This is a genomic window from Erythrobacter sp. SG61-1L (assembly GCF_001305965.1).
In the GTDB taxonomy this organism is placed as follows: domain Bacteria; phylum Pseudomonadota; class Alphaproteobacteria; order Sphingomonadales; family Sphingomonadaceae; genus Andeanibacterium.
On sequence record NZ_JXQC01000003.1, the window covers coordinates 3,285,950 to 3,308,314 of the forward strand.

Here is a 22,365-nt window from a genome sequence, read left to right on the forward strand (position 1 = left end):
CAGCCCGCAATGGAAGTGAAAACTGACAAGAGCCTGCCAGTCTGACAAGTTGTTGTCAGCTTGGGCAGACATTCCCCTGCGCCATGGCCAGATGCATCCTTTTCCCGCTTGCTGCCTCCTGCGCGATTGCGCTGACGGCGGCCTGTTCCGACAAATCGGCTGAAGGGCCGCAGGAGGAAGCAGCACCTGCTGGCACGCTGGATGCCGCGCAGATGAAGCGGCTGGGTATCACCACCGCGTCAGCGCAAGCGGTCGACACCGTCCCCTTGGGGGTCGTCCCCGGCCAGATTACCCTGCCGCCAGAAGCGCGGGTAGCGGTGACCTCTAATTTCCCCGGCGCGGCAGTGCGTATCTATGTGATCGAAGGGCAGGAAGTCGCTCGCGGGCAGGCTCTCGCGCTGGTTCGCGCGGCAGAGCCGACGCAAATCCGCGGCGAACTCGCCCGCGCAGAGGCGGAACTCGATCTGGCGCAGGCGCGCGCAAAGCGGATGGCTCAGCTCGCAAAGGAAGGCGTGATCGCCGAAGCCCGCTCTGAAGAGGCGCAGGCTGCCTTGCGGCAGGCGCGCGCCTCCGTTTCGGAACAGCAGCGGCTCATTTCGCTGGCGGGTGCCGGACCTGACGGGACGATGACCCTGCGTGCCCCGATCTCAGGCCGCGTCGCGCATGTCGCGGTGGAGACTGGTGGGCCGGTCGATGGCATGACCGCGCCTTTCGTGATCGAAAACGCCGCCGCTTACAGCGTGGACCTGCAATTGCCCGAGCGGCTGGCAAGGTCCATCCGCCCCGGCATGCCGGTGGAAGTGGAACTGGGCACCGACGAGGACGGCAAGCCGCTGACGGTCGGCGGCAAGATCCTCTCGGTTGCTCCCTCGCTCGATCCGGAAACGCGGTCGATCATGGCGAAGGCCAGCATTGGCGCGGCACCGGGCCTTGTGGCAGGCAAGAACGTGATGGTGGTGATCGCGGGGCAGGGTGCCAAGCCGGGCGTTTCGGTTCCCGCCGCTGCTGTCACCCGGATCGGCGAAGACGATGTCGTCTTCGTGCGCAGCGGCAACCGCTTCGTCAGTCGCAAGGTCACGCTCACCGGACAGGCGGCGGGCAAGGCCTATATCTCCGAAGGGCTCAAGCCGGGTGAGGCTGTCGCGGCAAGCGGCATCGCCGAACTCAAGGCGATGACGGCGGAGTAAGGCACTCATGCTCCGCACGCTCGTTGAAAAGGCGCTTTCGCTCAGGCTCGCAGTGCTGGGCATTGCCGCGCTGCTGGCTGCCATTGGCGGTTGGTCTTTCGCCAATTTGCCTATCGATGCCTTCCCGGACATCAGCTCCACTCAGGTGAAGATCATCCTCAAGGCGCCCGGCATGACGCCCGAGGAAGTCGAAAGCCGGGTGATTGCGCCGATCGAGATGGAGATGCTGGGCATTCCCAACCAGTCGGTGCTGCGCTCGGTCGCGAAATACGCGATTGCCGACATCACTATCGATTTCTCCGACAAGACGGACATCTACTGGGCGCGCAGTCAGGTTTCGGAGCGGCTCAATGCCGTGATGGGCGATCTGCCGGCCACCGTGGAAGGCGGCATGGCGCCGATCTCCACTCCGCTGTCGGACATGTATATGTTCACGCTGGAAGGCCCGCAGAGCCTTGCTGAAAAGCGCCGCGTGCTGGACTGGATCGTGCGGCCTGCCTTGCGTACCGTGCCGGGCGTGGCGGACGTCAACGCGCTGGGTGGCTATGTCGAAACCTTCGAAGTCGCGCCGAATAATGGCGCCCTTGCTGCTGCGGGGCTGAGCACGGCAGATCTTGCTGCCGCGATCGAGGGCGGCAACCGCAACGATGGCGCCGGGCGCCTGGTCACGGGGGAAGAGGCACTGATAGTGCGCTCCACCGGCGCGATCCGCACGCTGGACGATCTCGCTTCGGTCGTGGTGAAGACCGCCAATGGCGCTGTGGTGCGCGTGGGCGATGTCGCCAATGTCCGCATAGGCAGCCGCACGCGCTATGGCGCGGTGACGGAAAACGGCAAGGGCGAGGCTGTCGAAGGGCTGGTGATCGGCCTGCGGGGCGCGGATGCCGCCAAGGTGGTGGACGGAGTGAAGACGCGGCTGGAGGAACTCAAGCCCAGCCTGCCCGAAGGGATGAAAGTCGTCCCCTTCTATGACCGTTCGGAACTGATTTCGCACGCCGTGGGCACGGTGGAGGAAGCATTGCTGGAAGCGACCGTGCTGGTCGTGATCCTGTTGCTGCTGTTCCTGGGCGATTTCCGCGCATCGGTGATCGTGGCGCTGGCCCTGCCGATGGCAGCCTTGCTGACCTTCATCTTCATGCGCGCCATTGGCCTCACGGCCAATCTCATGAGCCTTGGCGGGCTGGCCATTGCGGTGGGCATGCTGGTGGACGGGGCCGTGGTGGTCGTCGAGAATGTGGTCGAACGCCTCAGCGATCCGAAACATGCCCGCGCCGGCAAGCTGCACAATATCTTCATCGCCTCTGCCGAAGTGGCAAAGCCGGTGGCCTCGGGCATGGCGATCATCGCGCTGGTGTTCCTGCCGCTGCTGACGCTGGAAGGGCTGGAAGGCAAGCTGTTCTCCCCGGTGGCGCTTACCATCGTGCTGGCGCTGCTTTCGGCGCTGCTGCTGTCGCTCACACTGATCCCGGTGCTGGCCTACTACCTGCTGAAGGTGAAGGAAGGGCATCACGAACCCTGGGTGATGCGCAAGCTCTCACCCTTCTATGCCCGCACGCTGGGCGCGGCCTTCGCTCACAAGAAGCGGGTCTTCGCAATTGCAGGTGCATCGCTGCTGGTCACGGTCGGCGCCTATACGGTCACCGGCAAGACCTTCCTGCCGACGATGGATGAAGGCTCCGTCGTGCTGCAGCTTGCCAAGCTGCCCACGGTCTCGCTCGATCATTCAATCGCGGGCGATCTGAAGGTCGAAAAGGCCGTGATGGAAGCGGTGCCCGAGGTCGAACAGATGGTGATGCGCGTGGGTTCCGACGAAATCGGGCTGGACCCGATGGGCCTCAATGAAAGCGACGGCTTCATCAAGCTCAAGCCGCGTTCCGAATGGCGCGTGAAGGACAAGGAATGGCTGGTGGACGAGATCCGCAAGGTGCTCGCCCAGTTCCCCGGCATCGAGCCGAGCTACACCCAGCCGATCGAAATGCGCACGTCCGAAATGCTGACCGGCGCCCGCGGCGATCTGGCGCTCAAGCTGTTCGGCCCGGACCTTGGCGAGCTTTCGCGGCTGGCGGGCCAGATTCAGACCCGGCTGGAAACGATCGACGGCACCAGTGAGGCCATGACGGTGGCCAATGACCAGGTCGATTACCTGCAGGTCGATATCGACCGGGTTGCAGCAGGCCGCGCTGGAATGCCGATCAACGATCTCCAGGACATGATGCGCGCGCAGGTTGAAGGCATGCAGGCTGGGGTTGTGGCCGAAGGCAGCCGCCGCGTGCCGATTATGCTGCGTGCCGACGGCACACAAGGCCTGACACCCCAATCCTTTGCGGACCAGTTGTTCCGATCCCCCTCGGGGCAGCTGGTCCGCGCCAGTGACATCGCGCAGGTCCGCCGCGTGGAAGGCCCGGTGAAGCTGGAGCACGAAAACGGCTCGCGCTTCGCAATGGTGCAGGCCTTCGTTTCCGGGCGTGACCTTGTCGGCTATGTCGAGGAAGCCAAGGCCGACATCGCACAGAATGTTGACCTGCCACCGGGTTATCGCATCGTCTGGGGCGGTCAGTTCGAAAACCAGCAGCGCGCCAGCGCCCGACTGGCCGTGGTGCTGCCGATCTCGATCCTGATGATCTTCGCGATCCTCTATTTCACGCTTGGCTCGATCCGTGCCTCGCTGCTGATCCTGGTGAACATTCCCTTTGCAATGGTGGGCGGGATGATCGCGCTGGCCGCGTCGGGCGAATATCTCTCGGTTCCCGCATCGGTGGGCTTCATCGCGTTGCTGGGTATCGCAGTGCTCAATGGCCTCGTGATGGTCAGCTATTTCCGGCAATTGCGCGATGAGGGCATGTCGCTGGCGGAAGCCGTGCGGCGCGGGGCGGAACGGCGCCTGCGTCCGGTGCTGATGACGGCCACCATTGCTGCCTTCGGCCTTGTGCCGCTGCTCTTCGCCACAGGGCCGGGTTCGGAAATCCAGAAGCCGCTGGCCATCGTGGTGATCGGGGGGCTGGTTTCGGCCACGCTGCTCACGCTCGTCCTGCTGCCCATCCTTTACAACCGTTTCGGGGAAAGCCCGGCGGAGCGTGAGGCGGGCGATCTGGAAAATCCTGTGCAACCTGTCGGGGCGGAGGGCTGAGCCGATGCGCAAGACGATCCTTCTCCTGCTGCCCCTGATGGCTATCGCTGCACCGCTCGCGGCAGAGCCGGGCCTGCCCGACGCGGCGGCGGTGAACACCGCGCTCGACGATCATCCTTCGGTGGTGACGGCCCGCGCCCGGGTGGAGGCCGCCCGCGCCGACGCCCGCGCTCGCGCCAAGGGCGTGCATGAAGTGACGTTCACCGGTGCCTACAATCGCCGCACGATCGACCAGGAAGGCACGTTTGACGAATATGACGCGCAGCTTAGCCGCGCCTTCCGTTTGCCCGGCAAGGCAAAGCTTGACCGGGAGATCGGCCAGCACGGCGTCGAAGCGGCGGAGAACATGGCCGAGGATGCCAAGCATCAGGCCGCGCTGCTGCTTGCCGGCCATTGGTGGGACTGGCTGGAAGCCACCGCCGAAGCCGAGGTCGACCGGCAGGCCGTAGCCAATTACGAACAGGCGCTTGGCGCCGTGAAGCGCCGGGTGGAACTGAAGGATGCCGCCCCGCTCGAAGCCGATCAGGTGGAGGCCGCGCTTGGCACGGCGCGGCTGATGGCCGAAGAATCGACCGGCCGCGCCAATGTCGCCCGGGCACGGCTTGCGGCGCATTTCCCCGCACTGGCCGTGCCGCTGGAAGCGCCGCCGGTGCCCCAGCCCGCGATCCCCGAGGGCGGGCTGGAGCATTATCGCGAACTGGTGCTGACCAACAGCCACGAGATTGCCGCGGCCGATGCCCAGGCGCGCAAGATGGACAGCCTTGCCGAACGGACCCGGCGCGAGAAGGTGGCCGACCCATCCTTCGGTGTGCGGATGTTCTCGGAACGTGGCGGTGCTGAAAAGGGCGCAGGCCTGCTCTTCTCCATCCCGCTGGGCGGCGGCCATCGCGCGGCGCTGAGCGATCAGGCAGCGGCGGATGCCAGCGCGGCTCAGGCCGATGCGCAGCTCGCGCGTTTTTCCGTTCGGGAGATGGCGGATTCGGACGTGGCCGAGGCGAGTTTCCGTTTCGAAGCTTGGAAGCGCGCGCGTGAAGGCCTCAATGCCCAGATCGCGGCGCTGAGCAAAATGCGGAAGGGTTTCGAACTGGGCGAAATCGATCTGGCGGACCGGCTGCTGGCCGAGCGAATGGTGCACGATGCCTTCCGCGCCGAAGCTACTGCCCGCACCGAAGCCCAGCGCGCGATTACCAAGCTGCGGATCGACAGCCACCAATTGTGGCTGGGAGACTAGGCTGCCGGGCGAAGTGGCCTGACGTCGGCCGCGACGCCCGGTGTCCCTTCGATTTGAACCTGATCCGTCACCTCGCAGTTGCAGCAAAATTGTGACAAGGGCGCGATCCCGCGCCTGTCATCGGTCTGCCCTTCATTGCTGCTAGTGGTTCAACTCACTGGCAGTTTTGCGGCGGCTCACCGTTTTTGCGTTGCCGCAAACACCTTCGTAACTACTCAGGGCTACCCGATGTAATCCTCATCGCCAAACTGCACGACAGGGGGATAATTTGGCAGCGAAAGTTGCGCTCATCACGGGTGTCACCGGCCAAGACGGCGCCTATCTTGCGTCTCTGCTGCTGGAGAAGGGATACGAGGTTCACGGCGTCAAGCGGCGCTCGTCCTCGTTCAACACCGGCCGTATCGAGGAGATCTATCAGGATCCTCACGTGGAAGATGCACGCTTCCACCTCCATTATGGCGATCTTACGGATGCGACGAGCACGAAACGGCTGTCTATGCCCTTCTGCCGGTAATGGGCGTTGACCAGCCAGGGAATACAAGTGTCCACGCTGGAAGGGCCGGTGCCGTTCCACAGGCTGTCGCCCACGCACAGGATGGTCTTACGGGCCTCGAAATTCAGGCTGTCCGCCAGTGTCCAGGCAGTGGCGCCTGCGATGACGTAGTGGGTGCCGCTTACCGCAGGGTCCAGCCAGCGGGCGATGTAGGAGCCCAGATTGCCCTTGTCGGTGGAGCGGACGAAGGCGTTGACCGGGATGATTGCCGGGTAATTCGGGCCGCAGGCAAAGGCGATGTCCATCTGGTCCGAACCGGCGCCGAATCCCGGCCAGCCGATCCCGCCCAGCAGGAAGCGTCCCTGAATGGGCGTCGTGCTGAACAATTGCAACGATTGGACAAAGGTCGCGCGCCCAGGCGCTGGTTGCGCAAGCGGGCCGGGAAAGCCGGTGCCGACACCGGTCGGCGCGGTGAAACTGCTGAACGGGGTGCCGACCTGCGATCCGGTTTTGTCACCTTCGCGGTTCAGCCGCTCGATCAGCGAAATTTGCGCATCGCGCACCGGCAGCGGCGATAGCCGGGTGACGAAATCGGCATCCTCGCCCGGTGCGCCATAGGCAAGGGCGTGCGGTACGACATATCCGGCAGGAGTGGCGATCTGGTGGGAGGTTCCGTGCATGAAGAACTCCATTGGCGTTTTTGGAAAACATTAAGAACCAAATGGGTTCCAACATTGCAACAGGAATTTCCGCACATGTATCCGCACCATCCCGCGCAGCGCGCAGCCGGCACGGAAACGCCGAATCCCCGCGCGCCACAGGCGGCAGATCAGCGTCGATCAAAGGCTGGGAGGCCCGCCGTAAGCCGGCGGCGCTGCACAAAAGGTGGCGGAGACGGAGGGATTCGAACCCTCGATACAGGATTTACCCGTATGACGGTTTAGCAAACCGTTGGTTTCAGCCACTCACCCACGTCTCCGGATCGCAGCGGCAATGGGCGGGCGCTATAACGAGGCCTTTGGAAGGCGGCAAGTGGGTGATCCAGAAATCTTTCGATCCTTTTTCATCGCCCGCCAAAGACTCGCCCTGCCGCAAATCGGACTCACCCTGCCGCGCGTTCATTGCCGCTTCAGGCCCGGGGGATTCTTTTTGCTGATTGGCCAATCCGGCCAGTACCCGAGAGGAAGCCATGACCGTACTCACCGCCATTGGCCATAAGGCCGCGCACATGCGGGCCGTGCTCGGCGCGCTGGCTTGCGCCGCGTTGCTGGCAGCGCAGCCGGCCGCCGCGCAGATCGAGACGGTCGATCCATCGGCCACGATCGACGGCGATCTGGCCAGCCCCCAGCCGACCTACCAGCCGACATATTCCCCGCCGCCGGCGGAAGATCCCCCGGTGGTCGATCCCTATCCCACGCCGGAAGAGCGGGACCGCGTGCTGGACCTGCCCCCTGCCAGTGCGACGCCGGCCGCACCGGCGGACGCTTCCGATGCCGCCACGCAGGCTGCCACCACCAGCCAGGGCGAAACCTACAAGAAGGACGATCTGATCGGCGCGGCCGAAGGCGTGTTCGGCAAGGGCGCGGAAGGCCTCGCCCGCATGATCGAGGACATCCTGAAGAAGCAGGGCGAGCCCAATGCCTATATCGTCGGGCGCGAAGGCGGCGGCGCGTTCATCTTCGGCGCACGCTATGGCTCGGGCACGCTCTATCACAAGGTGGAAGGCCAGCAGCCGGTCTACTGGCGTGGCCCGTCGCTGGGCGTGGATGTGGGCGCGAATGCTGCCAACACCTTCGTGCTGGTCTACAATTTGTTCGACACGCAAGACCTGTTCGAAACCTATGGCGCAGGGGAAGGGCAGGCCTATCTGATCGGCGGCTTCCACGTTTCCTATCTGCGCAAGGGCGATGTGGTGCTGATCCCGGTGCGCATGGGCGCGGGCCTGCGGCTGGGGATCAATGTGGGCTACATGAAGTTCTCTAAGAAGCAGAAGTGGCTGCCCTTCTGATCTGACAGGCGGGCGATCTGAATCAGGATCGGGAGGGCGATCATTCGTTCTCCCGCCCCGATTCGTTTTTCCGATTGCGCTTCTGGTCGTCGATCTGATCGGCGCTGACTTTCGCCTTCGGATCCAGCACGCTGGAAAAGATCATTCCGATCATCAGCACGATCTCGCCGCCGCGGTTGCGCGGCCTTTCGGGCAGGGCTTTCCGGCGCGCGCGGGCCATCATCCAGCCGGACGCTGTCAGGGCAATCAGCGCGCCGCCAAGGGCCACCAGCACAGCTTCGAACATCGCCGCTCTCCCCTTTGCGGTTCCATCCTGTGGCTATCTGGGGACAGCCCGCGAAATTGCGAGCTTCCGGCGCGTTTTTCCCGCTTGCCCCGAAGGGGCAGGCGCGGCTAGGGGCGCGCCATGCTAGAGAACCTCACCCAGCAGCCGCCCGACGCGCTTCTTGCGCTGATCAAGCTCTATGACGCGGACACCCGTGCCGACAAGATCGACCTTGGCGTGGGCGTCTATCGCACGGACGACGGCGCGACACCCGTGTTCGCCGCGATCAAGGCGGCAGAGCGCAAGCTGGTGGAAGAACAGGATTCCAAGGCCTACCTCGGGCCGGAAGGCGATATGGGCTTCGTCCATGCGCTGATGCCCTACATCTTCGGCTCGGACCCCACGATGGGCGGCCGCATCGAAGGCATGCAGACGCCGGGCGGTACCGGCGCCGTGCGTCTTGCACTGGCCCTGGCCAAGCGTTCGGGCGTGGGCACTGTGTGGATGGGCACGCCCAGCTGGCCGAACCATGCCCAGATCCTGAAGGATCTCGACATGCCGCTGCAGGGCTTCAACCATGCTGGCGCAGATGGCACGGCCGATATGGACGCGCTACGCGCCGCGCTGAAGCAGGCCGCCAAGGGCGATGCCGTGCTGCTGCACGGCTGCTGCCACAACCCTACCGGCATCGACTACACCGATGCCCAGTGGGACGAGATTGCCGCCCTGCTTGCCGAAACCGGCGTGCTGCCGATCCTCGATCTGGCCTATCAGGGCCTGGGCATGGGGATGGAAGCGGATGCCTATGGCGTGCGCAAGGTGCTGGCCTCGGTGCCCGAGGCCCTGATCGCCTACAGCTGCGACAAGAATTTCGGCCTCTATCGCGACCGCGTGGGTGCGGTTTACGCGATGGCTGCCGATGCCGGTCAGGTCGATGCGATCCTTTCCAATGGCCACACTCTGGCCCGTGCGGCATGGTCGATGCCGCCGGATCACGGCGCGGCTGCCGTTCGCCTGATCCTGCGCGATCCGGCCTTCACCCAGATGTGGCTGGACGAGCTGGACGATATGCGTGCTCGCATGCGTCAGGTGCGTGATCGCCTTGGCGCGGCAGGCAAGGTCGGCACGCTCGACCTTACGCCCTGCGGGACTCAGAACGGCCTGTTCTCCATGCTGGCGCTGACGCCGGAACAGATTCTCAAGCTGCGTGAAGACCACGGCGTCTACATGGCGGGTTCCGGGCGCATCAACATCGCTGGTCTGACCATGGGCAATATCGAAAAGTTCATCGCCGCTCTTGCAGCGGTTACGGCCTGATCCGGTTCCTTCCCTTCGGGGGAGGACGTGTCGGCGCGACGAATGATGAAGGGGGCGGCTTTGGGCGCGCCCCCTTTTCATTGTCCGGGGCCGGGCGGCGCGCCCGATGGCACGGAACTTATGCGCGCAGATCCTGCATCCGCTTGAGATAGCGGGCCACAGTATCGATCTCCAAATTCACGGCGTCGCCCGGCGTCAGTGCGCCGATGGTGGTTACCTCCGCCGTGTGCGGGATGATGTTCATTCCGAAATGGACTGTGCCATCGGGCTGGTCGTCCACTTCGTTCACCGTCAGGGACACGCCGTTGACTGCGATCGAGCCTTTGGGCGCGATATAGGGGGCCAGTTCGGCGGGGGCGGAAATGGTGAAACGCGCCGAATCGCCTTCGGGGACGATCCGCACCACGTGGCCTACTGCATCGACGTGGCCCGACACGATATGGCCGCCCAGTTCGTCGCCCAGCTTCAAGGATTGTTCCAGATTCAGGCGCGATCCTGTGTTCCAGATGCCGGGTGCGGTGCGAGATACGCTTTCGCCCGAAACGTCTACCGCGAACCATGCGTCACCGGCAGTGCCGCCCTTTTCCACTACCGTCATGCAGGCGCCCGAACAGGCAATGGAGGCGCCGATGGCGATTAGCGCCGGGTCATAGGCGCAGTCGATGGTGACGCGCAGGTCGCCCCGCTGTTCGCTCTCGCGGATAGTGCCGATGGCGGTGACGATGCCGGTGAACAATGCTGCCTCCTGTGTCAGGCGGGCTGATAGACTTCCATCCGGTCGCTGCCAAGCTGGCGCCGGTCCACAAGGGTCCAGCCATCGGGCACGCGGTCGGGGCCGGGATTGCGGAATGCCGGAATGCCGCTGCCGAAAGTGACAGGCGCGCGATAGAGCAGCAGCCTGTCCACCAGCCTCGCATCGAGGAATGCAGCCGCGACTTCCGATCCGCCTTCGATCATCAGATATTGCACATCGTTCAGCCCGGAAATGTCTGCGGGTGCAGCAAGGCGGTGCCAGCCATCGGGCGCTGCGCCGCGCGTCAGCACATAGCGGCGCGGGCTGCGCTGTTCGAGACCGGGCAGCCGCACGTCGAGGCGGGGGGCATCGGCGCGCAGGGTTCCGCCACCGACAAGGATCGCATCGCTCATCGCGCGTTCCATATGTGCGTGCGCCCGCGATTCCGGCCCGGTGATCCATTTGCTGGTGCCATCAAGCCGGGCGATGAAGCCGTCTGCCGTCAGGGCCAGCTTGAGCGTGACGAAGGGCCGCCCACCGGCCTTGCGCATGAGGTATCCGGCAAGACCGGCGCGGCAGGCCGGGTCGTGCGCCAGTATAGCCGCAATTCCGTCAGCCCTGAGCCGCGCAATCCCGTCACCCGCTGTGCGGGGATCGGGATCTTCGACGCCCACCGCCACGCGGGCCACTCCGGCAGCGATTGTCAGATCGGTGCAGCAGGGGCCGCGCGCACTTTCATGGGCGCAGGGTTCCAGCGTGACATAGAGCGTGGCTCCGCGCGCTGCATCGCCTGCCTGAGCAAGGGCAACGGCCTCCGCATGGGGGCGTCCGCCGGGCTGGGTCCAGCCTTCGCCCACAACGATGCCGTCCTTCACCACGATGGCGCCGACGGCGGGGTTGGGGCGGCTCAGCGGCCTGCCGCGCAGGGCCAGAGCGGCTGCGGCCGACAGCCAGCGCGAATCCTCTTTACTGAGTGGCAACGGGCTGTGCCCCGGCTCCGGGAACTTCAGCCTGTGCCTGGGCGGCGGCTTCCTGCTGGGCCTGAATGGCCTGCATTTGCGCCTTCTTGGCTTCTGCCTTGGCAGCGGCGGCTTCCTCTGCCTGCTCCTGCTTGATCTCGCGTTCCATCTTGTCGACATCGACGCCGGTCATGCGGCCAAGCTGGCGATAGAGGTTCTTGCGATATTCTTCCTGCTCGGCCAGCTTCACCCGGATCGCGTCCTGCTTCTTCTGGTTCGCAAGGTTGGAAGCCTCGATCTGCGCATCGCTGCGCCCGGCTTCGAAGGTGCTGATGAAGGTCACTTCCGGCGGGCGTGGAATGATCCGCTCGCTCTTGGGAATCATGATCGCCATCAGTCCTATCGTCGCGGCGATGGAAATTGCTAGCACACGCCAGCGATAGGGATTGCCGCGCCAGACATGCGCGAAATCCTTCGCTGCGCCCACAGGGGAAACTTTGCGCCAAAAAGCCATGGTGCGGATGTAGGCGCTGGATCGCCGCTTCGCCAGCTTTCTTCTCGGGCCGGGTCAGCCAAAGCTGGCGTAAAGGCGCCTTCCATGGGCTTTCAGCCACCGGTTGGCCGATTTCACGTCCCCTTCGAACAATTCCGCCAGCCGGGCATGGAATGCGGGCGAATGGTCGAAATGGCTGAGATGGGCAACTTCATGCGCTACGACCGACCGGCGGACATGGTCCGGCGCCTGGATCAAGCGCCAGTTGATCCGGATCGTTCCGTCGCTCGCGCAGCTCCCCCAGCGGCGCTGCGCGCGTGAGAGACGCAGGGGCGGGGCGGGCTTTCCGGCAGCGGCGCAATAATGGGCAAGGTCCGCTTCCAGATGGTGCAGTGCCTCGGCCTCCAGCCAGCGCCTGATGCGTGCAGCGACACCATCCTGCGGGCCGCCGACCAGCAGCATGCCATCGTCCAGCACCGGGCGCCGCCGTGCCGGTTCATGCCAGCGAATCGCTACTTCCTCGCCGCGATAAAGCACCAGGCCGCCAGCCTCGGGCGGGGAAGCAGAAGGCAGGCGTGCCATCTGTGCCTCCAGCCAGTCGCGTCGGCTCGCGGCGAAATCCAGCCCGTCGAGCGTGCGGCCCCAGCGCGGCAGGGTCAGGCGCACTTCGCTGCCATCGGGCGCAAGGCGCAGGGTCATCCGCCGGGCGGTGGGGTGGCGTCGGATGGTCACCGGCACCTGCCGCCCGCACAATTCCATGCGCGGATCGGCAGGGGCGCGGCGCAGCCAGTCGATCATGCGCTGCCTTCCGGCCACTCGTCCCCGGAATTCGCCCATTCCACGATGTGATGTTCAAGCGGCCCGGCCTCGGTTTCGCTGATGGCACGGCCTACTGCCGAAACGCCGGCGGCATGCACCGCGTTGCGATCGCCCGAGATCAGGTAATGCCAGCCCGGCAGGGGCCGCCCGTCCGCCCGACGGCGATAGGCGCAGCTATCGGGCAGCCAGCGGATTTCCTTCACCAGCTTGAGCGTCAGCCGAAGGCAATCGGGAACATAGGCCTTGCGATTGCGATAATCCTTGCACTGGCCGGTGCGCGTATCGAGCAGGCGGCAGGCGACATTGGTATCCACCACTTCGCCCGTGTCGGCATCTTCCAGCTTGTGCAGGCAGCAGCGCCCGCACCCGTCGCACAGGGCTTCCCACTCGGCGCGATTGAGATCTGCCAGCGGCAACTCCCAGAAGCGGAAGCGCAATTTCTGGTTACCCAGCTTGTCCATTTCGCCCTAGCTGACCCAGCGGGCGAGATCGGCGGCGACGGCTGCGGGGCCTTTGTCCACCGGCAGCAGCGCGATGGGTTCGCCCTTCGGCCCCATCAGATAGGTAACGCCGCTGTGATCGACCAGATAGCCGCCGCCGGAGGAGGTCTCACCCTTCTTATAGTAGACCTTGAAGGCGTCAGCCGCGGCCTTCACCTGTTCGGGTGTGCCAGTCAGGCCGATGAGATCGTCCGAAAAGGCGTGAGTGAATTCGCCCACCTTGGCGGGCGTGTCGCGTTCGGGGTCGACCGAAATGAAGATCGGCTGCACCTGTGCCGCCAGTTCCGGCTCATCGGCCTTGAATTTGGCATAGCCTTGCATGATCCGCGCAACATCGGTGGGGCAGACATCGGGACAATAGGTATAGCCGAAATAGACGATGCGGTATTTCCCGTCGAAGTCGGACCACTTCACCGGCTTGCCAGCGGCGTCCACCAGATCGAACGGCCCGCCGATCGCCGCGCCGGCCAGTGGCGCGTCGGCGGGAACTCCGCCGGAGGATTTCTGACCGCAGCCCGTTAGGGACAATGTCAGGGCGATTGCAGCTATCGGGGCGAATGCGTGTTTGGCTTTCCACATGGCGCGCCGGTTCATGCTCTGCTAACCCGCCTCTCGCAAGGGGTGAGTCATCATAAGGGGGCTCAACCGCACGGGCCCGAAAGAGGCAGGAGATTGCACAGTGGCGCGGCTTGGGCGCATTTCGGCATTGGTCCTTCCGGCAATCGCGGGGGCGCTCGCCCTGGCATCGCCTGCACAGGCGCAATATTCGCCGGGCTATCAGTTCCTGAAGGCAGTGAAGGATGGCAATGGCGACGATGCGGTAAAGCTGCTGCAGGATCACAGCACCACTCTGGTCAATTCGCAGGACATCACCACGGGCGAATCCGCGCTGCACATCGTGGTGGCACAGCGCAATCTCACCTGGATCAAGTTCCTCTGCCAGCAGGGCGCCAATCCGAATGTCGCCGACAAGAAGGGCGTTACGCCGCTCGTTCTGGCCAGCCAGCTTGGCTATCTCGACGGGGTCAGCGAACTGATCAAGCGTGGGGCCAAGGTGGACGTCGCCAATTCGACTGGCGAAACGCCCTTGATCGCCGCAGTTCACCGGCGTGATATTCCCACAATCCGCGTGCTGCTCAAGGGCGGCGCCGATCCGGATCGGGCGGACAGTTCCGGCCGTTCGGCGCGCGACTATGCCATGTATGACGGGGCGAACAGTACCCTCGTCCAGGAAATCGAGAAGAACGAAAAGCCCAAGGGCGAGCGGGAAGGAGCAGCGCGTTATGGCCCTGCGTTCTGAAGCGATCCTGCCGCAGGACCCGACGCTTGACGAAATCCGCCTATGGCTAGCCCCGCTGATTGCCGATGCTGTGGCATTCGATGGCTGGACCGAGGCTGCGGTGGATGCCGCAGCCGAGAGCGCGGGGATCGATCAGGCCGTTGCGCGACTTGCTTTCCCCGGTGGGGCGATGGGTCTGATCGCGGCATGGGTCGAGCATATCGACGCAGAAATGATCCGCGCTTTCCCGCCCGAGACGCTGGCGGGAATGAAAGTGCGTGAACGGATTCGCGAATTGGTGTGGTTCCGCCTTTCGGCCGCCATCGGCAGGGAAGAGGCAATGCGTCGTGCGCTTGCCATTCAGTCCATGCCGCAGAATGCACCCGCTGCGCTCCGTCAGGGCTGGCGCAGTGCGGACCTGATGTGGCGGCTCGCGGGCGATAATGCCGCCGATTACAATCATTATACCAAGCGCGCGATCCTCGAAGGGATTTACGGTGCGACGCTCGCCGTCTTCGTGGGCGACGAGAGCGAAGGCAAGGCAGAGACGCGCGCCTTCCTCGATCGCCGCATCGAAGGAATCATGAAGTTCGAAAAGGCCAAGGCGAACCTGCTGCGTGATCGCGAGCACTTTTCGATGACCCGCTTCCTCGGGCGGCTGAGATATCCGGCACGGTGATATTGGCGGGGGCGGAAATGAAACCGTTTCGCTCCACTGCCGTGTTGGCGGTTCTTCTGCCGACGGTCTTTCTCGCACCCTCCGTCAACGCTGAGCCTTCCGGTGACGAGTCGTTCGTTGCGGATGCCGAACAGACATGCGGCCTTGAGCCGGGGGCGCTGGTCGCCACGGAGGGCCGGATCGTTTGGGTGATGTCGAAGCTGGCGGACGAGCCTGACAAGGCAAAGTGCGTTGGCATGCGGGTGAGCGGGAATTTTCGCGAGGGGCGCCTCGTGATTGTGGACGAAGAGGCGGCCATTCCGGCGGCAATCGAGGCCTCCAAGCGGGCAGAGCGAGAGCGCAAGTTCTCCGCCGGACGGCAGGACAAGGTGGTGCGCCTGTTGGCTGCGGCGAAACTCCGCGATAGCGTGGCGCTGGAACGCGAAGAGGTGATTGGCAAACCCTATACTGTCGAGGGCGATCGCTGGAAGAAACTGCCCGAGAGCACAGCGCCATTTTCGATGGACAGTCTTTCGAATTTCGACAGTTGCACGGCAGCCAAACCGCGCTCCTCCAATTTGGGTTGGGTTACCGTGCAGTGGGATTGCCCGGATGATGCAGGGCTGCCTTGGAAGAGTGTCTCGACCGGTTTCCTGTTCGATGAATTGTCCATCGTGAAGATTCAGACTGGGGCCGGCGCTCCGTCCAGCGTTTCGAGGCCGCCGCTAGCCCCTGGCGAGGCAAGCAAATCGTCACATTTCTAATTGCGAACCAGTTGCAATTAGCGTCCAAGTCTGGCAGCGGGCTGGCATGAACCTCGATGCCTTGCCGACCGGCCGCCGTGCTCGCATTACCGCAGTAGATTGGGGGATTCTCGCCCCTGAAGAGGCGACTCGCCTGCGCGCTCTGGGGATCGACAAGGGGGCCGAGGTCGAGATTGCCCATCGCGGTGTTTTTGCCGGCAGAGACCCGATCGCGCTTGCCGTCGGCCGTATGACGGTGGCCCTGCGCCGCAGCCACGCCCGCGCCATGGAAGTCGAGGAACTGGCGGAGGCCGCACGATGAGCGGCAAACGCACGGCAGCCCTCGTCGGCAACCCCAATGCGGGCAAGAGTGCGCTGTTCAACGCACTGACCGGCGCCCGCCAGAAGATCGCCAATTATCCTGGCGTTACAGTGGAACGGAAGGCCGGACGCCTTATCCTTCCGACGGGGGAACCGGTTGAGCTGATCGACTTGCCCGGCAGCTATGGTTTCGATGCCACCAGCCCGGACGAGGAAGTGACGCGCAAGGTCATTTTCGGCGAATTCGTCGGCGAGGCACAGCCCGACGTGCTGATCGTCGTGCTCGATGCCTCCAATATCGAACAGCATCTGGTCTTCGCGCAGGAGGTGCTCGAACTGGGGCGCCCCACCGTGGTGGCACTCAATATGGTCGACCTTGCCGAACGCGACGGGCTGGTGATCGATCCCAATGCGCTGGAGCAGGCGCTCGGTGTGCCGGTAATTCCCACCGTCGCAGTGCGCCGCCGTGGCCTTCCCGAACTGGCGCAGGCCATCGCCTCGGCAGAGGCGCGGGCGGAACGCGATCCCAAGGACCATCCGCGTCCGCACATCACTCAGCCCGAGCGGCGCCTGATGGCGAACAACATCGCCAAGGGCGCGATCATCTCCGAAACGCGCCAGCATCGCCTCCATGCCCGCATGGACCGGCTGCTGTTGCATCCCTGGCTCGGCCCGCCGATCCTCTTCGCGCTTCTGTTCGTCATCTTTCAGGCGGTGTTCGCCTGGGCCACGCCCTTTGCCGATGCGCTGGAAGGCGTGGTGGCCTGGCTTTCTGATCTGACGACACGGATCGTTCCGGCCGGTTTCGCGCAGGATTTGCTGGTGCAGGGCGTGCTGGCCGGCGTCGGTTCCGTGGTGGTCTTCCTGCCGCAGATCGTGATCCTGTTCTTCTTCATCCTCGTAATGGAGGCGACGGGTTATATGGCCCGAGCGGCCTTCATTATGGACCGGTTGATGGCGTCTGTGGGCCTTTCAGGCCGCAGCTTCATTCCGCTGCTGTCCAGCTTCGCCTGCGCGATTCCGGGCATCATGGCCACGCGCAGCATTTCCGATCCCAAGGACCGGCTGACCACAATCCTGATCGCTCCGCTGATGACCTGTTCGGCGCGCCTGCCGGTCTATGCGGTGATCATCGGCGCTTTCATCCCGGCACGCTCGGTCGGCCCCGGCATCGGGTTGCAAGGGCTGGTGCTGTTTGCGCTTTATGTCGCCGGGATCGTCGGCGCCATGGCGGCTGCGCTGATCCTGCGCCGTTCGGTCACCAAGGGCGCTGCGTCCGGTTTCATCATGGAATTGCCGAAATATCAGCTGCCGCGCCTGTCTGACCTGCTGATCGGCCTGTGGCAGCGCGCATGGGTGTTCCTGCGCCGCGCGGGTACGATCATCTTTACGGTCACCGTGGTGCTGTGGGTGTTGCTCAGCTTCCCCAAGGCCGGTCCGGGCGAAAGCCAGATCAATGCCTCTATCGCGGGCAAGATTGCCAGCGGGCTGGAAGTGGTGGTGAAGCCCATCGGCTTCAATCACGAAATGGCTCTGGCGCTGATCCCGGCCATGGCAGCGCGTGAAGTGGCGGTTTCCTCGCTGGCGACCACATACGCGATTGACGCTTCGGACGAGGATGCGGCGGCATCCGCGCTCGAGGATCAGCTTGCCTCGCGCTGGACCCTGCCGATGGCGCTGGCCTTTCTTGCCTGGTTCGTCTTTGCGCCGCAATGCCTCTCCACAATCGCAGTGGCGCGCCGGGAGACCAACGGCTGGAAGTGGCCAGCGGTCATGCTCGGCTATCTCTTCGCCATGGCCTATATCTTCGCGGGGCTGACCTTCTGGACCGCCACGGTGCTGGGTCTATAGCCTCAGCCGTGTAAAATCGCGGCCGCAAGGTTGGCTTGGGGCAGGCTGGAGCTTACATCTTTGGGGAATCAGACAGCGGAGCGCGCAGGCGCGCGGTTTGTAGCCCGAAAAGAGGAAATTCATGGCAGGCAGCGTCAACAAGGTCATTCTGGTCGGCAATCTGGGCGCGGACCCGGAAGTCCGCAGTTTCCAGAATGGCGGGAAGGTGTGCAACCTGCGCATCGCCACGTCGGAAAGCTGGAAGGACCGCAATACCGGCCAGCGTCAGGAGCGTACCGAATGGCACAGCGTGGCGATCTTCTCCGAAGGTCTGGCCGGCGTTGCCGAACGCTTCCTGCGCAAGGGAAGCAAGGTTTATATCGAAGGCCAGCTGCGCACCCGCAAGTGGCAGGACCAGTCGGGTAACGATCGCTACACGACCGAAGTGGTGCTGCAGGGCCCCGGTGCGGTGATGACCATGCTCGACGGACCGCAGGGCGGCGGTGCGAGCGGCGGTGGCGGTGGCCAGCGCGGCGGCTGGAACGAAGGCGGCGCCGGCGGTGGAGGCTCCTATGGCGGCGGCGGCAGTAGCAGCGGTGGCGGTTCGTCCTCGGGCGGCTGGGGCGGCGGTGCGCCTGCCGGTGGCGGCAGCAGCTTCGGCGACGATCTGGACGACGATATCCCGTTCTGACCAGAACGGTTTGCCGTCAAAATCCCTTAATCGTTCTTCCCTTTGAGAGCGGCCAGCGCGGCGAATGGCCCGCTGGCCTCTTCATCCAGCAACCCGGCTTCCTTCCTCACCGCATCGGCATTCGGGCCGGTGGCATAGGGATCGATCGCCAGCGCCAGGCTCTGCGCGACGGCTTCGCCGAGATCGAATGTGGTTCCTTCAAAGGGAATCTCGTCCAGTTCATCGGCCTCAAGTTCCACTTCCTCGTCGGGGGAGTGAGTCTCGCCTGTTTCGGGCACGAAGCGGAATGACAGCTTTTCGCGAATCGCCACCGGCAAATCGTCGCCCGTCACCGCGCAGATTTGGACAATGTCGGCCGTAAGCGTGCCCGTGGCGTCCACGGCGGTGCCGTCTTTCACCAGATCGATATCGGCTTCCAGCCTGCCGAGCGAGACCAGACCGAAGCGCGTGCAGAGTGCCGCGCGCTCCGCCTCGTCGGCTTTGAGATGCCGCACTCGCGCGTCCACGGCGCGAATGTCGATCATGCGGGAAAATTCCGGTGTACCAGCCATGGTCAGATCTCCGCGGCCAGAATGCGTTCAACGGGAATAGCACAAAGCCGGTCATAAAACCCGCGCAGTCCCTCGGCCGCAGCGGTGGGTGCGGCGCCCTCGCAAAGGCTGAGATTGCGGCGGACCGCCTCTTCCATCGCGGAATTGCCGGGCTGTGCCAGTGCATCGCGATATGCGCCCAGCCTGCCGCCCAGCGCGGCCATGAGCTTGCCCATATGCTTGCCGACCACAACATCGCCTACGCCGCTCTCGCGCAGCTGGCCTTCCATGTCGTCCACGAACAGCTCAGTCAGATAGACGCAGGGGTGTGCCATGTTCTCATCCCGCTCCAGCCGCAGCAGCACCATGGCCAGTACGGCGCTGATCATGTCGAAGCGGCCTTCAACCGTATCGGCCACGCCGCGCTCGGCATACCATTCCTTGCCCCGCGCCAGTTCCACCACGCGGTGCCAGAGGGCCTGCACACCCTGACGAGGGTCTTGCCGGCGGGAGAAGAGGCGGGAAAGCAGCGTCACGGCGATGTATGATCCTTTTCGTTCAGCCGCGATTAAATCCGCGCGGCCGATGGCTCGGGCCCCATGCGCCATTGCGCGAGGGGGCGCTTGTCCTTAAGGCTCGCGCCGATACTGCGTGGAAATGCGCAAGGCAAATGATTGCGGGACAGTCGGGACAAGGCCGGCTCGGTTCGGAGACAGTACAGATGATAGCCAAGGTTCGGATCGGTGCGGTTGTGGCGCTCGCGGCCTTGTCTGCCGGGTGCAGCTCGATCACCGATCATCGCGGCTACATAGCCGATGAGTCGCTGGTTCAGTCGGTTCAGCCGGGTATCGACAACAAGGAGTCGGTTGAAGGAACTCTCGGGCGGCCGACCTTCACCAGCGAATTCGGCGATCCGGTGTGGTATTACGTGTCCAGTACCACTGCTCAGAAGCCGTTCCGGAAGCCGCGCATTCGCCAGCACTCGGTGTTGGCTGTGACGTTCGATGCCAATGGCAATGTCCTGTCGTCCCAGCGCTGGGGCATGGACAAGGTCGCCTATGTCAATCCTGAAAGCGACAAGACGCCTGTGCTCGGCAAGGAACGTGGCTTCCTTGAAGACCTGTTCGGCAATATCGGCCAGGTCGGCAGCTTTGGCTCCAACGCGCCTGGTGGCCCCGGCCCCAACGGAAGCTGATTCGCACTGCCTTGCCCTGCTTGAACGCGGCGGGCCTAACGCCCATATTCGCGTCATGAGTGAACGCGACAATCGCCACGGCACAGTCCAGTGGCACGGCACTACCATCATCGGCGTGAAGAAGGACGGCAAGACCGTCATCGCTGGCGATGGCCAGGTTTCCATGGGTAATACGGTGATGAAGCCCAATGCGCGCAAGGTGCGGCGCATCGGGGCAGGCGGTTCCGTGATCGCCGGCTTTGCGGGTGCCACGGCGGATGCCTTCACCCTGTTCGAACGGCTGGAAAAGAAGCTGGAGCAATATAGCGGCCAATTGCTGCGCGCTGCGGTGGAACTGGCCAAGGACTGGCGAACGGACAAATATCTGCGCAATCTGGAAGCCCTGATGATCGTGGCCGATAAGGACACTCTGCTGGTGCTCACGGGTAATGGCGATGTGCTGGAACCCGAAGGTGGGCCCGACTCACAGATTGCGGCCATCGGTTCTGGCGGAAACTACGCCCTTGCTGCTGCTCGCGCGATCGATGCCTATGAACAGGATGCCGAAGCGATTGCCCGCCGTGCCATGGCCGTGGCCGCCGACATCTGCGTTTTCACCAATGACCGCGTGACGGTCGAGACCATCTGAACCCCATTATGACCGACACTTTGACCCCCAAGGCGATCGTCGCCGCACTGGACGAACACATCATCGGCCAGGCCGAAGCCAAGCGCGCAGTGGCCGTGGCCCTGCGCAATCGCTGGCGCCGCCAGCGGCTGGGCGCGGAACTGCGCGACGAGGTGACGCCCAAGAACATCCTGATGATCGGCCCCACGGGCTGCGGGAAGACCGAGATCAGTCGCCGTCTGGCCAAGCTGGCCGATGCGCCCTTCGTGAAGGTGGAAGCGACCAAGTTCACCGAAGTGGGCTATGTCGGCCGCGACGTGGAACAGATCGCCCGCGATCTCGCCGAAGAAGCCGTCCGGCTGGAGAAGGACCGCCGCCGCGAGGCCGTTCGGGAAGCCGCCAGCAAGGCCGCGATGGACCGCCTGCTGAAGGCGCTGGTGGGAGAGAACGCCTCCGAAGCCACTCGGGAAAGTTTCCGCCAGCGCATCGTCCAGAACGCGATGAATGATGTGGAAGTAGAGATCGAGGTGGAGGATTCCCCTTCCATGCCGATGGACCTGCCCGGCATGGGCGGCAATGTCGGCATGATCGACCTATCCCAGATGATGAGCAAGGCGTTCGGCCGACAGAACCTCAAGCGCCGAAAGCTCAAGGTTCCCGATGCGTGGGACAAGCTGGTCGACGAGGAAGCCGAAAAACGCATGGATCAGGACGATGTCGCCCGGGTCGCGCTGGCCGATGCTGAAACCAACGGGATCGTCTTCCTCGACGAGATCGACAAGATCGCCGTGTCTGACGTGCGCGGCGGCTCGGTCAGCCGGGAAGGCGTGCAGCGCGATCTGCTGCCGTTGATCGAAGGCACCACGGTCGCCACCAAATACGGGCCGATGAAGACGGACCATGTGCTGTTCATCGCATCGGGCGCGTTCCACCTGGCCAAGCCGTCCGACATGCTGCCCGAACTGCAGGGGCGCCTGCCGATCCGGGTCGAGTTGCGCAGCCTGACCGAGGAAGATTTCGTGAGCATCCTTTCAGAGACGCGCGCGAATCTGGTCGAACAGTACAAGGCGCTGATCGGCACGGAAGAAGTGACACTGGACTTCACGCAAGACGCCGTGCGCGAAGTGGCGAAGATCGCCGCGCAGGTGAACGAAAGCGTCGAGAATATCGGCGCCCGCCGTCTGCAGACCGTGATGGAAAAGCTGATTGAGGAACTGAGCTTCGAGGCGGAAGACCGCCGGGGCGAAACCGTAACGATCGACGCGGCCTATGTGCAGGACAAACTGGCCACGCTCGCGGGCAATAGCGATCTGAGCAAATATATCCTGTAAAGGAATGACCTGCCCGCTCTCGCCCCGGTTCGACCGGAAGGCGAGCGG

The 22,365-nt window shown here is 64.1% G+C and carries 24 protein-coding genes, 1 tRNA gene and 1 pseudogene; 15 read left to right on the forward strand and 11 right to left on the reverse strand.

The annotated features are described in order from the left end of the window. Nucleotides 1-83: 83 nt before the first annotated feature. The 4 genes and pseudogenes from SZ64_RS16065 to SZ64_RS18355 all read left to right on the forward strand — a co-directional run. Nucleotides 84-1,187, forward strand: coding sequence for an efflux RND transporter periplasmic adaptor subunit (locus tag SZ64_RS16065; RefSeq protein ID WP_054531751.1), 1,104 nt, complete (start codon nucleotides 84-86; stop codon nucleotides 1,185-1,187). Nucleotides 1,188-1,194: 7 nt separating this feature from the next. Continuing rightward, complete coding sequence (locus SZ64_RS16070; protein WP_054531752.1) at nucleotides 1,195-4,314, forward strand: CusA/CzcA family heavy metal efflux RND transporter; 3,120 nt, start codon at nucleotides 1,195-1,197, stop codon at nucleotides 4,312-4,314. 4 nt (nucleotides 4,315-4,318) lie between these two features. Further along, nucleotides 4,319-5,545 carry a TolC family protein gene (locus SZ64_RS16075; protein WP_054531753.1) on the forward strand — a complete coding sequence of 409 codons (1,227 nt, stop codon included), beginning with the start codon at nucleotides 4,319-4,321 and terminating at the stop codon, nucleotides 5,543-5,545. Nucleotides 5,546-5,813: 268 nt separating this feature from the next. Then, nucleotides 5,814-6,026 (forward strand): annotated as a pseudogene (locus tag SZ64_RS18355) (GDP-mannose 4,6-dehydratase); the annotation flags it as partial. Here the strand turns inward: SZ64_RS18355 and SZ64_RS16085 are convergent. Together SZ64_RS16085 and SZ64_RS16090 are read right to left on the reverse strand one after the other, a co-directional pair. Next, nucleotides 5,999-6,718, reverse strand: coding sequence for a hypothetical protein (locus tag SZ64_RS16085; protein WP_156313666.1), 720 nt, complete (start codon nucleotides 6,716-6,718; stop codon nucleotides 5,999-6,001). The pseudogene SZ64_RS18355 and the gene SZ64_RS16085 overlap by 28 nt on opposite strands. 206 nt (nucleotides 6,719-6,924) lie before the next feature. Further along, a tRNA-Ser gene (locus SZ64_RS16090) sits at nucleotides 6,925-7,017 on the reverse strand. A gap of 249 nt (nucleotides 7,018-7,266) precedes the next feature. On the opposite strand from SZ64_RS16090, the gene SZ64_RS16095 reads away from it, so the two are divergent. After that, a complete protein-coding gene (locus SZ64_RS16095) occupies nucleotides 7,267-8,046 on the forward strand; it encodes a DUF1134 domain-containing protein (RefSeq protein ID WP_054532317.1) in 780 nt (259 codons plus the stop codon). 40 nt (nucleotides 8,047-8,086) lie between these two features. Here the strand turns inward: SZ64_RS16095 and SZ64_RS16100 are convergent, their stop codons facing one another. Further along, nucleotides 8,087-8,332, reverse strand: coding sequence for a hypothetical protein (locus SZ64_RS16100; RefSeq protein WP_054531756.1), 246 nt, complete (start codon nucleotides 8,330-8,332; stop codon nucleotides 8,087-8,089). A 120-nt stretch (nucleotides 8,333-8,452) separates the two neighbouring features. Between SZ64_RS16100 and SZ64_RS16105 the strand changes: the two genes are divergently transcribed. Beyond that, nucleotides 8,453-9,628 carry an amino acid aminotransferase gene (locus tag SZ64_RS16105; RefSeq protein WP_054531757.1) on the forward strand — a complete coding sequence of 392 codons (1,176 nt, stop codon included), beginning with the start codon at nucleotides 8,453-8,455 and terminating at the stop codon, nucleotides 9,626-9,628. Between the two features lie 118 nt (nucleotides 9,629-9,746). On the opposite strand, the gene SZ64_RS16110 is transcribed toward SZ64_RS16105, so the two are convergent. From SZ64_RS16110 to SZ64_RS16135, 6 genes are read right to left on the reverse strand one after another with little or no spacing between them, the layout of a single operon-like run. Next, nucleotides 9,747-10,364: a riboflavin synthase gene (locus tag SZ64_RS16110; protein ID WP_054531758.1), complete on the reverse strand. Its 618-nt coding sequence runs from the start codon at nucleotides 10,362-10,364 to the stop codon at nucleotides 9,747-9,749. A gap of 14 nt (nucleotides 10,365-10,378) precedes the next feature. Beyond that, on the reverse strand, nucleotides 10,379-11,341 hold the full coding sequence (gene ribD, locus SZ64_RS16115; RefSeq protein WP_241773066.1) for a bifunctional diaminohydroxyphosphoribosylaminopyrimidine deaminase/5-amino-6-(5-phosphoribosylamino)uracil reductase RibD: 963 nt from the start codon (nucleotides 11,339-11,341) through the stop codon (nucleotides 10,379-10,381). Further along, nucleotides 11,328-11,834 carry a hypothetical protein gene (locus SZ64_RS18975; RefSeq protein WP_054531759.1) on the reverse strand — a complete coding sequence of 169 codons (507 nt, stop codon included), beginning with the start codon at nucleotides 11,832-11,834 and terminating at the stop codon, nucleotides 11,328-11,330. Before SZ64_RS18975 ends, ribD begins: the two co-directional genes overlap by 14 nt. A 54-nt stretch (nucleotides 11,835-11,888) precedes the next feature. After that, nucleotides 11,889-12,611 (reverse strand): SprT family zinc-dependent metalloprotease, encoded by a 723-nt coding sequence (locus SZ64_RS16125; RefSeq protein WP_054531760.1) that lies wholly within the window; start codon nucleotides 12,609-12,611, stop codon nucleotides 11,889-11,891. Further along, on the reverse strand, nucleotides 12,608-13,093 hold the full coding sequence (locus SZ64_RS16130; RefSeq protein ID WP_054531761.1) for a YcgN family cysteine cluster protein: 486 nt from the start codon (nucleotides 13,091-13,093) through the stop codon (nucleotides 12,608-12,610). Before SZ64_RS16130 ends, SZ64_RS16125 begins: the two co-directional genes overlap by 4 nt. A 6-nt stretch (nucleotides 13,094-13,099) precedes the next feature. Then, on the reverse strand, nucleotides 13,100-13,711 hold the full coding sequence (locus SZ64_RS16135) for an SCO family protein (protein WP_241773067.1): 612 nt from the start codon (nucleotides 13,709-13,711) through the stop codon (nucleotides 13,100-13,102). A 100-nt stretch (nucleotides 13,712-13,811) separates the two neighbouring features. Here SZ64_RS16135 and SZ64_RS16140 point away from each other — a divergent pair, with 100 nt between their 5' ends. The 6 genes from SZ64_RS16140 (at nucleotide 13,812) to ssb (ending at nucleotide 18,654) form a co-directional block, all read left to right on the forward strand. After that, nucleotides 13,812-14,432, forward strand: a complete 621-nt coding sequence (locus tag SZ64_RS16140) for an ankyrin repeat domain-containing protein (protein ID WP_054531763.1) — start codon at nucleotides 13,812-13,814, stop codon at nucleotides 14,430-14,432. Then, on the forward strand, nucleotides 14,416-15,090 hold the full coding sequence (locus SZ64_RS16145; RefSeq protein WP_054531764.1) for a COQ9 family protein: 675 nt from the start codon (nucleotides 14,416-14,418) through the stop codon (nucleotides 15,088-15,090). The genes SZ64_RS16140 and SZ64_RS16145 overlap by 17 nt, the downstream gene beginning before the upstream one ends. Nucleotides 15,091-15,107: 17 nt before the next feature. After that, on the forward strand, nucleotides 15,108-15,833 hold the full coding sequence (locus SZ64_RS16150; RefSeq protein WP_156313668.1) for a hypothetical protein: 726 nt from the start codon (nucleotides 15,108-15,110) through the stop codon (nucleotides 15,831-15,833). A 46-nt stretch (nucleotides 15,834-15,879) separates the two neighbouring features. Beyond that, the gene (locus SZ64_RS16155) at nucleotides 15,880-16,134 is read left to right on the forward strand and encodes a FeoA family protein (protein ID WP_054531766.1); all 255 of its coding nucleotides are present in this window, start codon (nucleotides 15,880-15,882) and stop codon (nucleotides 16,132-16,134) included. Continuing rightward, on the forward strand, nucleotides 16,131-17,984 hold the full coding sequence (locus tag SZ64_RS16160; RefSeq protein WP_054531767.1) for a ferrous iron transporter B: 1,854 nt from the start codon (nucleotides 16,131-16,133) through the stop codon (nucleotides 17,982-17,984). Before SZ64_RS16155 ends, SZ64_RS16160 begins: the two co-directional genes overlap by 4 nt. Nucleotides 17,985-18,105: 121 nt before the next feature. Continuing rightward, nucleotides 18,106-18,654 (forward strand): single-stranded DNA-binding protein, encoded by a 549-nt coding sequence (ssb, locus tag SZ64_RS16165; protein WP_054531768.1) that lies wholly within the window; start codon nucleotides 18,106-18,108, stop codon nucleotides 18,652-18,654. 26 nt (nucleotides 18,655-18,680) lie between these two features. Here ssb and SZ64_RS16170 read toward each other — a convergent pair whose 3' ends face one another. Together SZ64_RS16170 and SZ64_RS16175 are read right to left on the reverse strand one after the other, a co-directional pair. Then, on the reverse strand, nucleotides 18,681-19,205 hold the full coding sequence (locus tag SZ64_RS16170) for a DUF177 domain-containing protein (protein WP_054531769.1): 525 nt from the start codon (nucleotides 19,203-19,205) through the stop codon (nucleotides 18,681-18,683). Nucleotides 19,206-19,207: 2 nt separating this feature from the next. Continuing rightward, the gene (locus SZ64_RS16175; RefSeq protein ID WP_054531770.1) at nucleotides 19,208-19,720 is read right to left on the reverse strand and encodes a ubiquinol-cytochrome C chaperone family protein; all 513 of its coding nucleotides are present in this window, start codon (nucleotides 19,718-19,720) and stop codon (nucleotides 19,208-19,210) included. Nucleotides 19,721-19,905: 185 nt separating this feature from the next. Here SZ64_RS16175 and bamE point away from each other — a divergent pair, with 185 nt between their 5' ends. From bamE to hslU, 3 genes are read left to right on the forward strand one after another with little or no spacing between them, the layout of a single operon-like run. Next, the gene (gene bamE, locus SZ64_RS16180; RefSeq protein ID WP_054532319.1) at nucleotides 19,906-20,379 is read left to right on the forward strand and encodes an outer membrane protein assembly factor BamE; all 474 of its coding nucleotides are present in this window, start codon (nucleotides 19,906-19,908) and stop codon (nucleotides 20,377-20,379) included. 55 nt (nucleotides 20,380-20,434) lie between these two features. Continuing rightward, the gene (hslV, locus tag SZ64_RS16185) at nucleotides 20,435-21,007 is read left to right on the forward strand and encodes an ATP-dependent protease subunit HslV (protein ID WP_054531771.1); all 573 of its coding nucleotides are present in this window, start codon (nucleotides 20,435-20,437) and stop codon (nucleotides 21,005-21,007) included. An 8-nt stretch (nucleotides 21,008-21,015) separates the two neighbouring features. Next, nucleotides 21,016-22,317 carry an ATP-dependent protease ATPase subunit HslU gene (gene hslU, locus SZ64_RS16190; RefSeq protein ID WP_054531772.1) on the forward strand — a complete coding sequence of 434 codons (1,302 nt, stop codon included), beginning with the start codon at nucleotides 21,016-21,018 and terminating at the stop codon, nucleotides 22,315-22,317. Nucleotides 22,318-22,365: the final 48 nt, after the last annotated feature.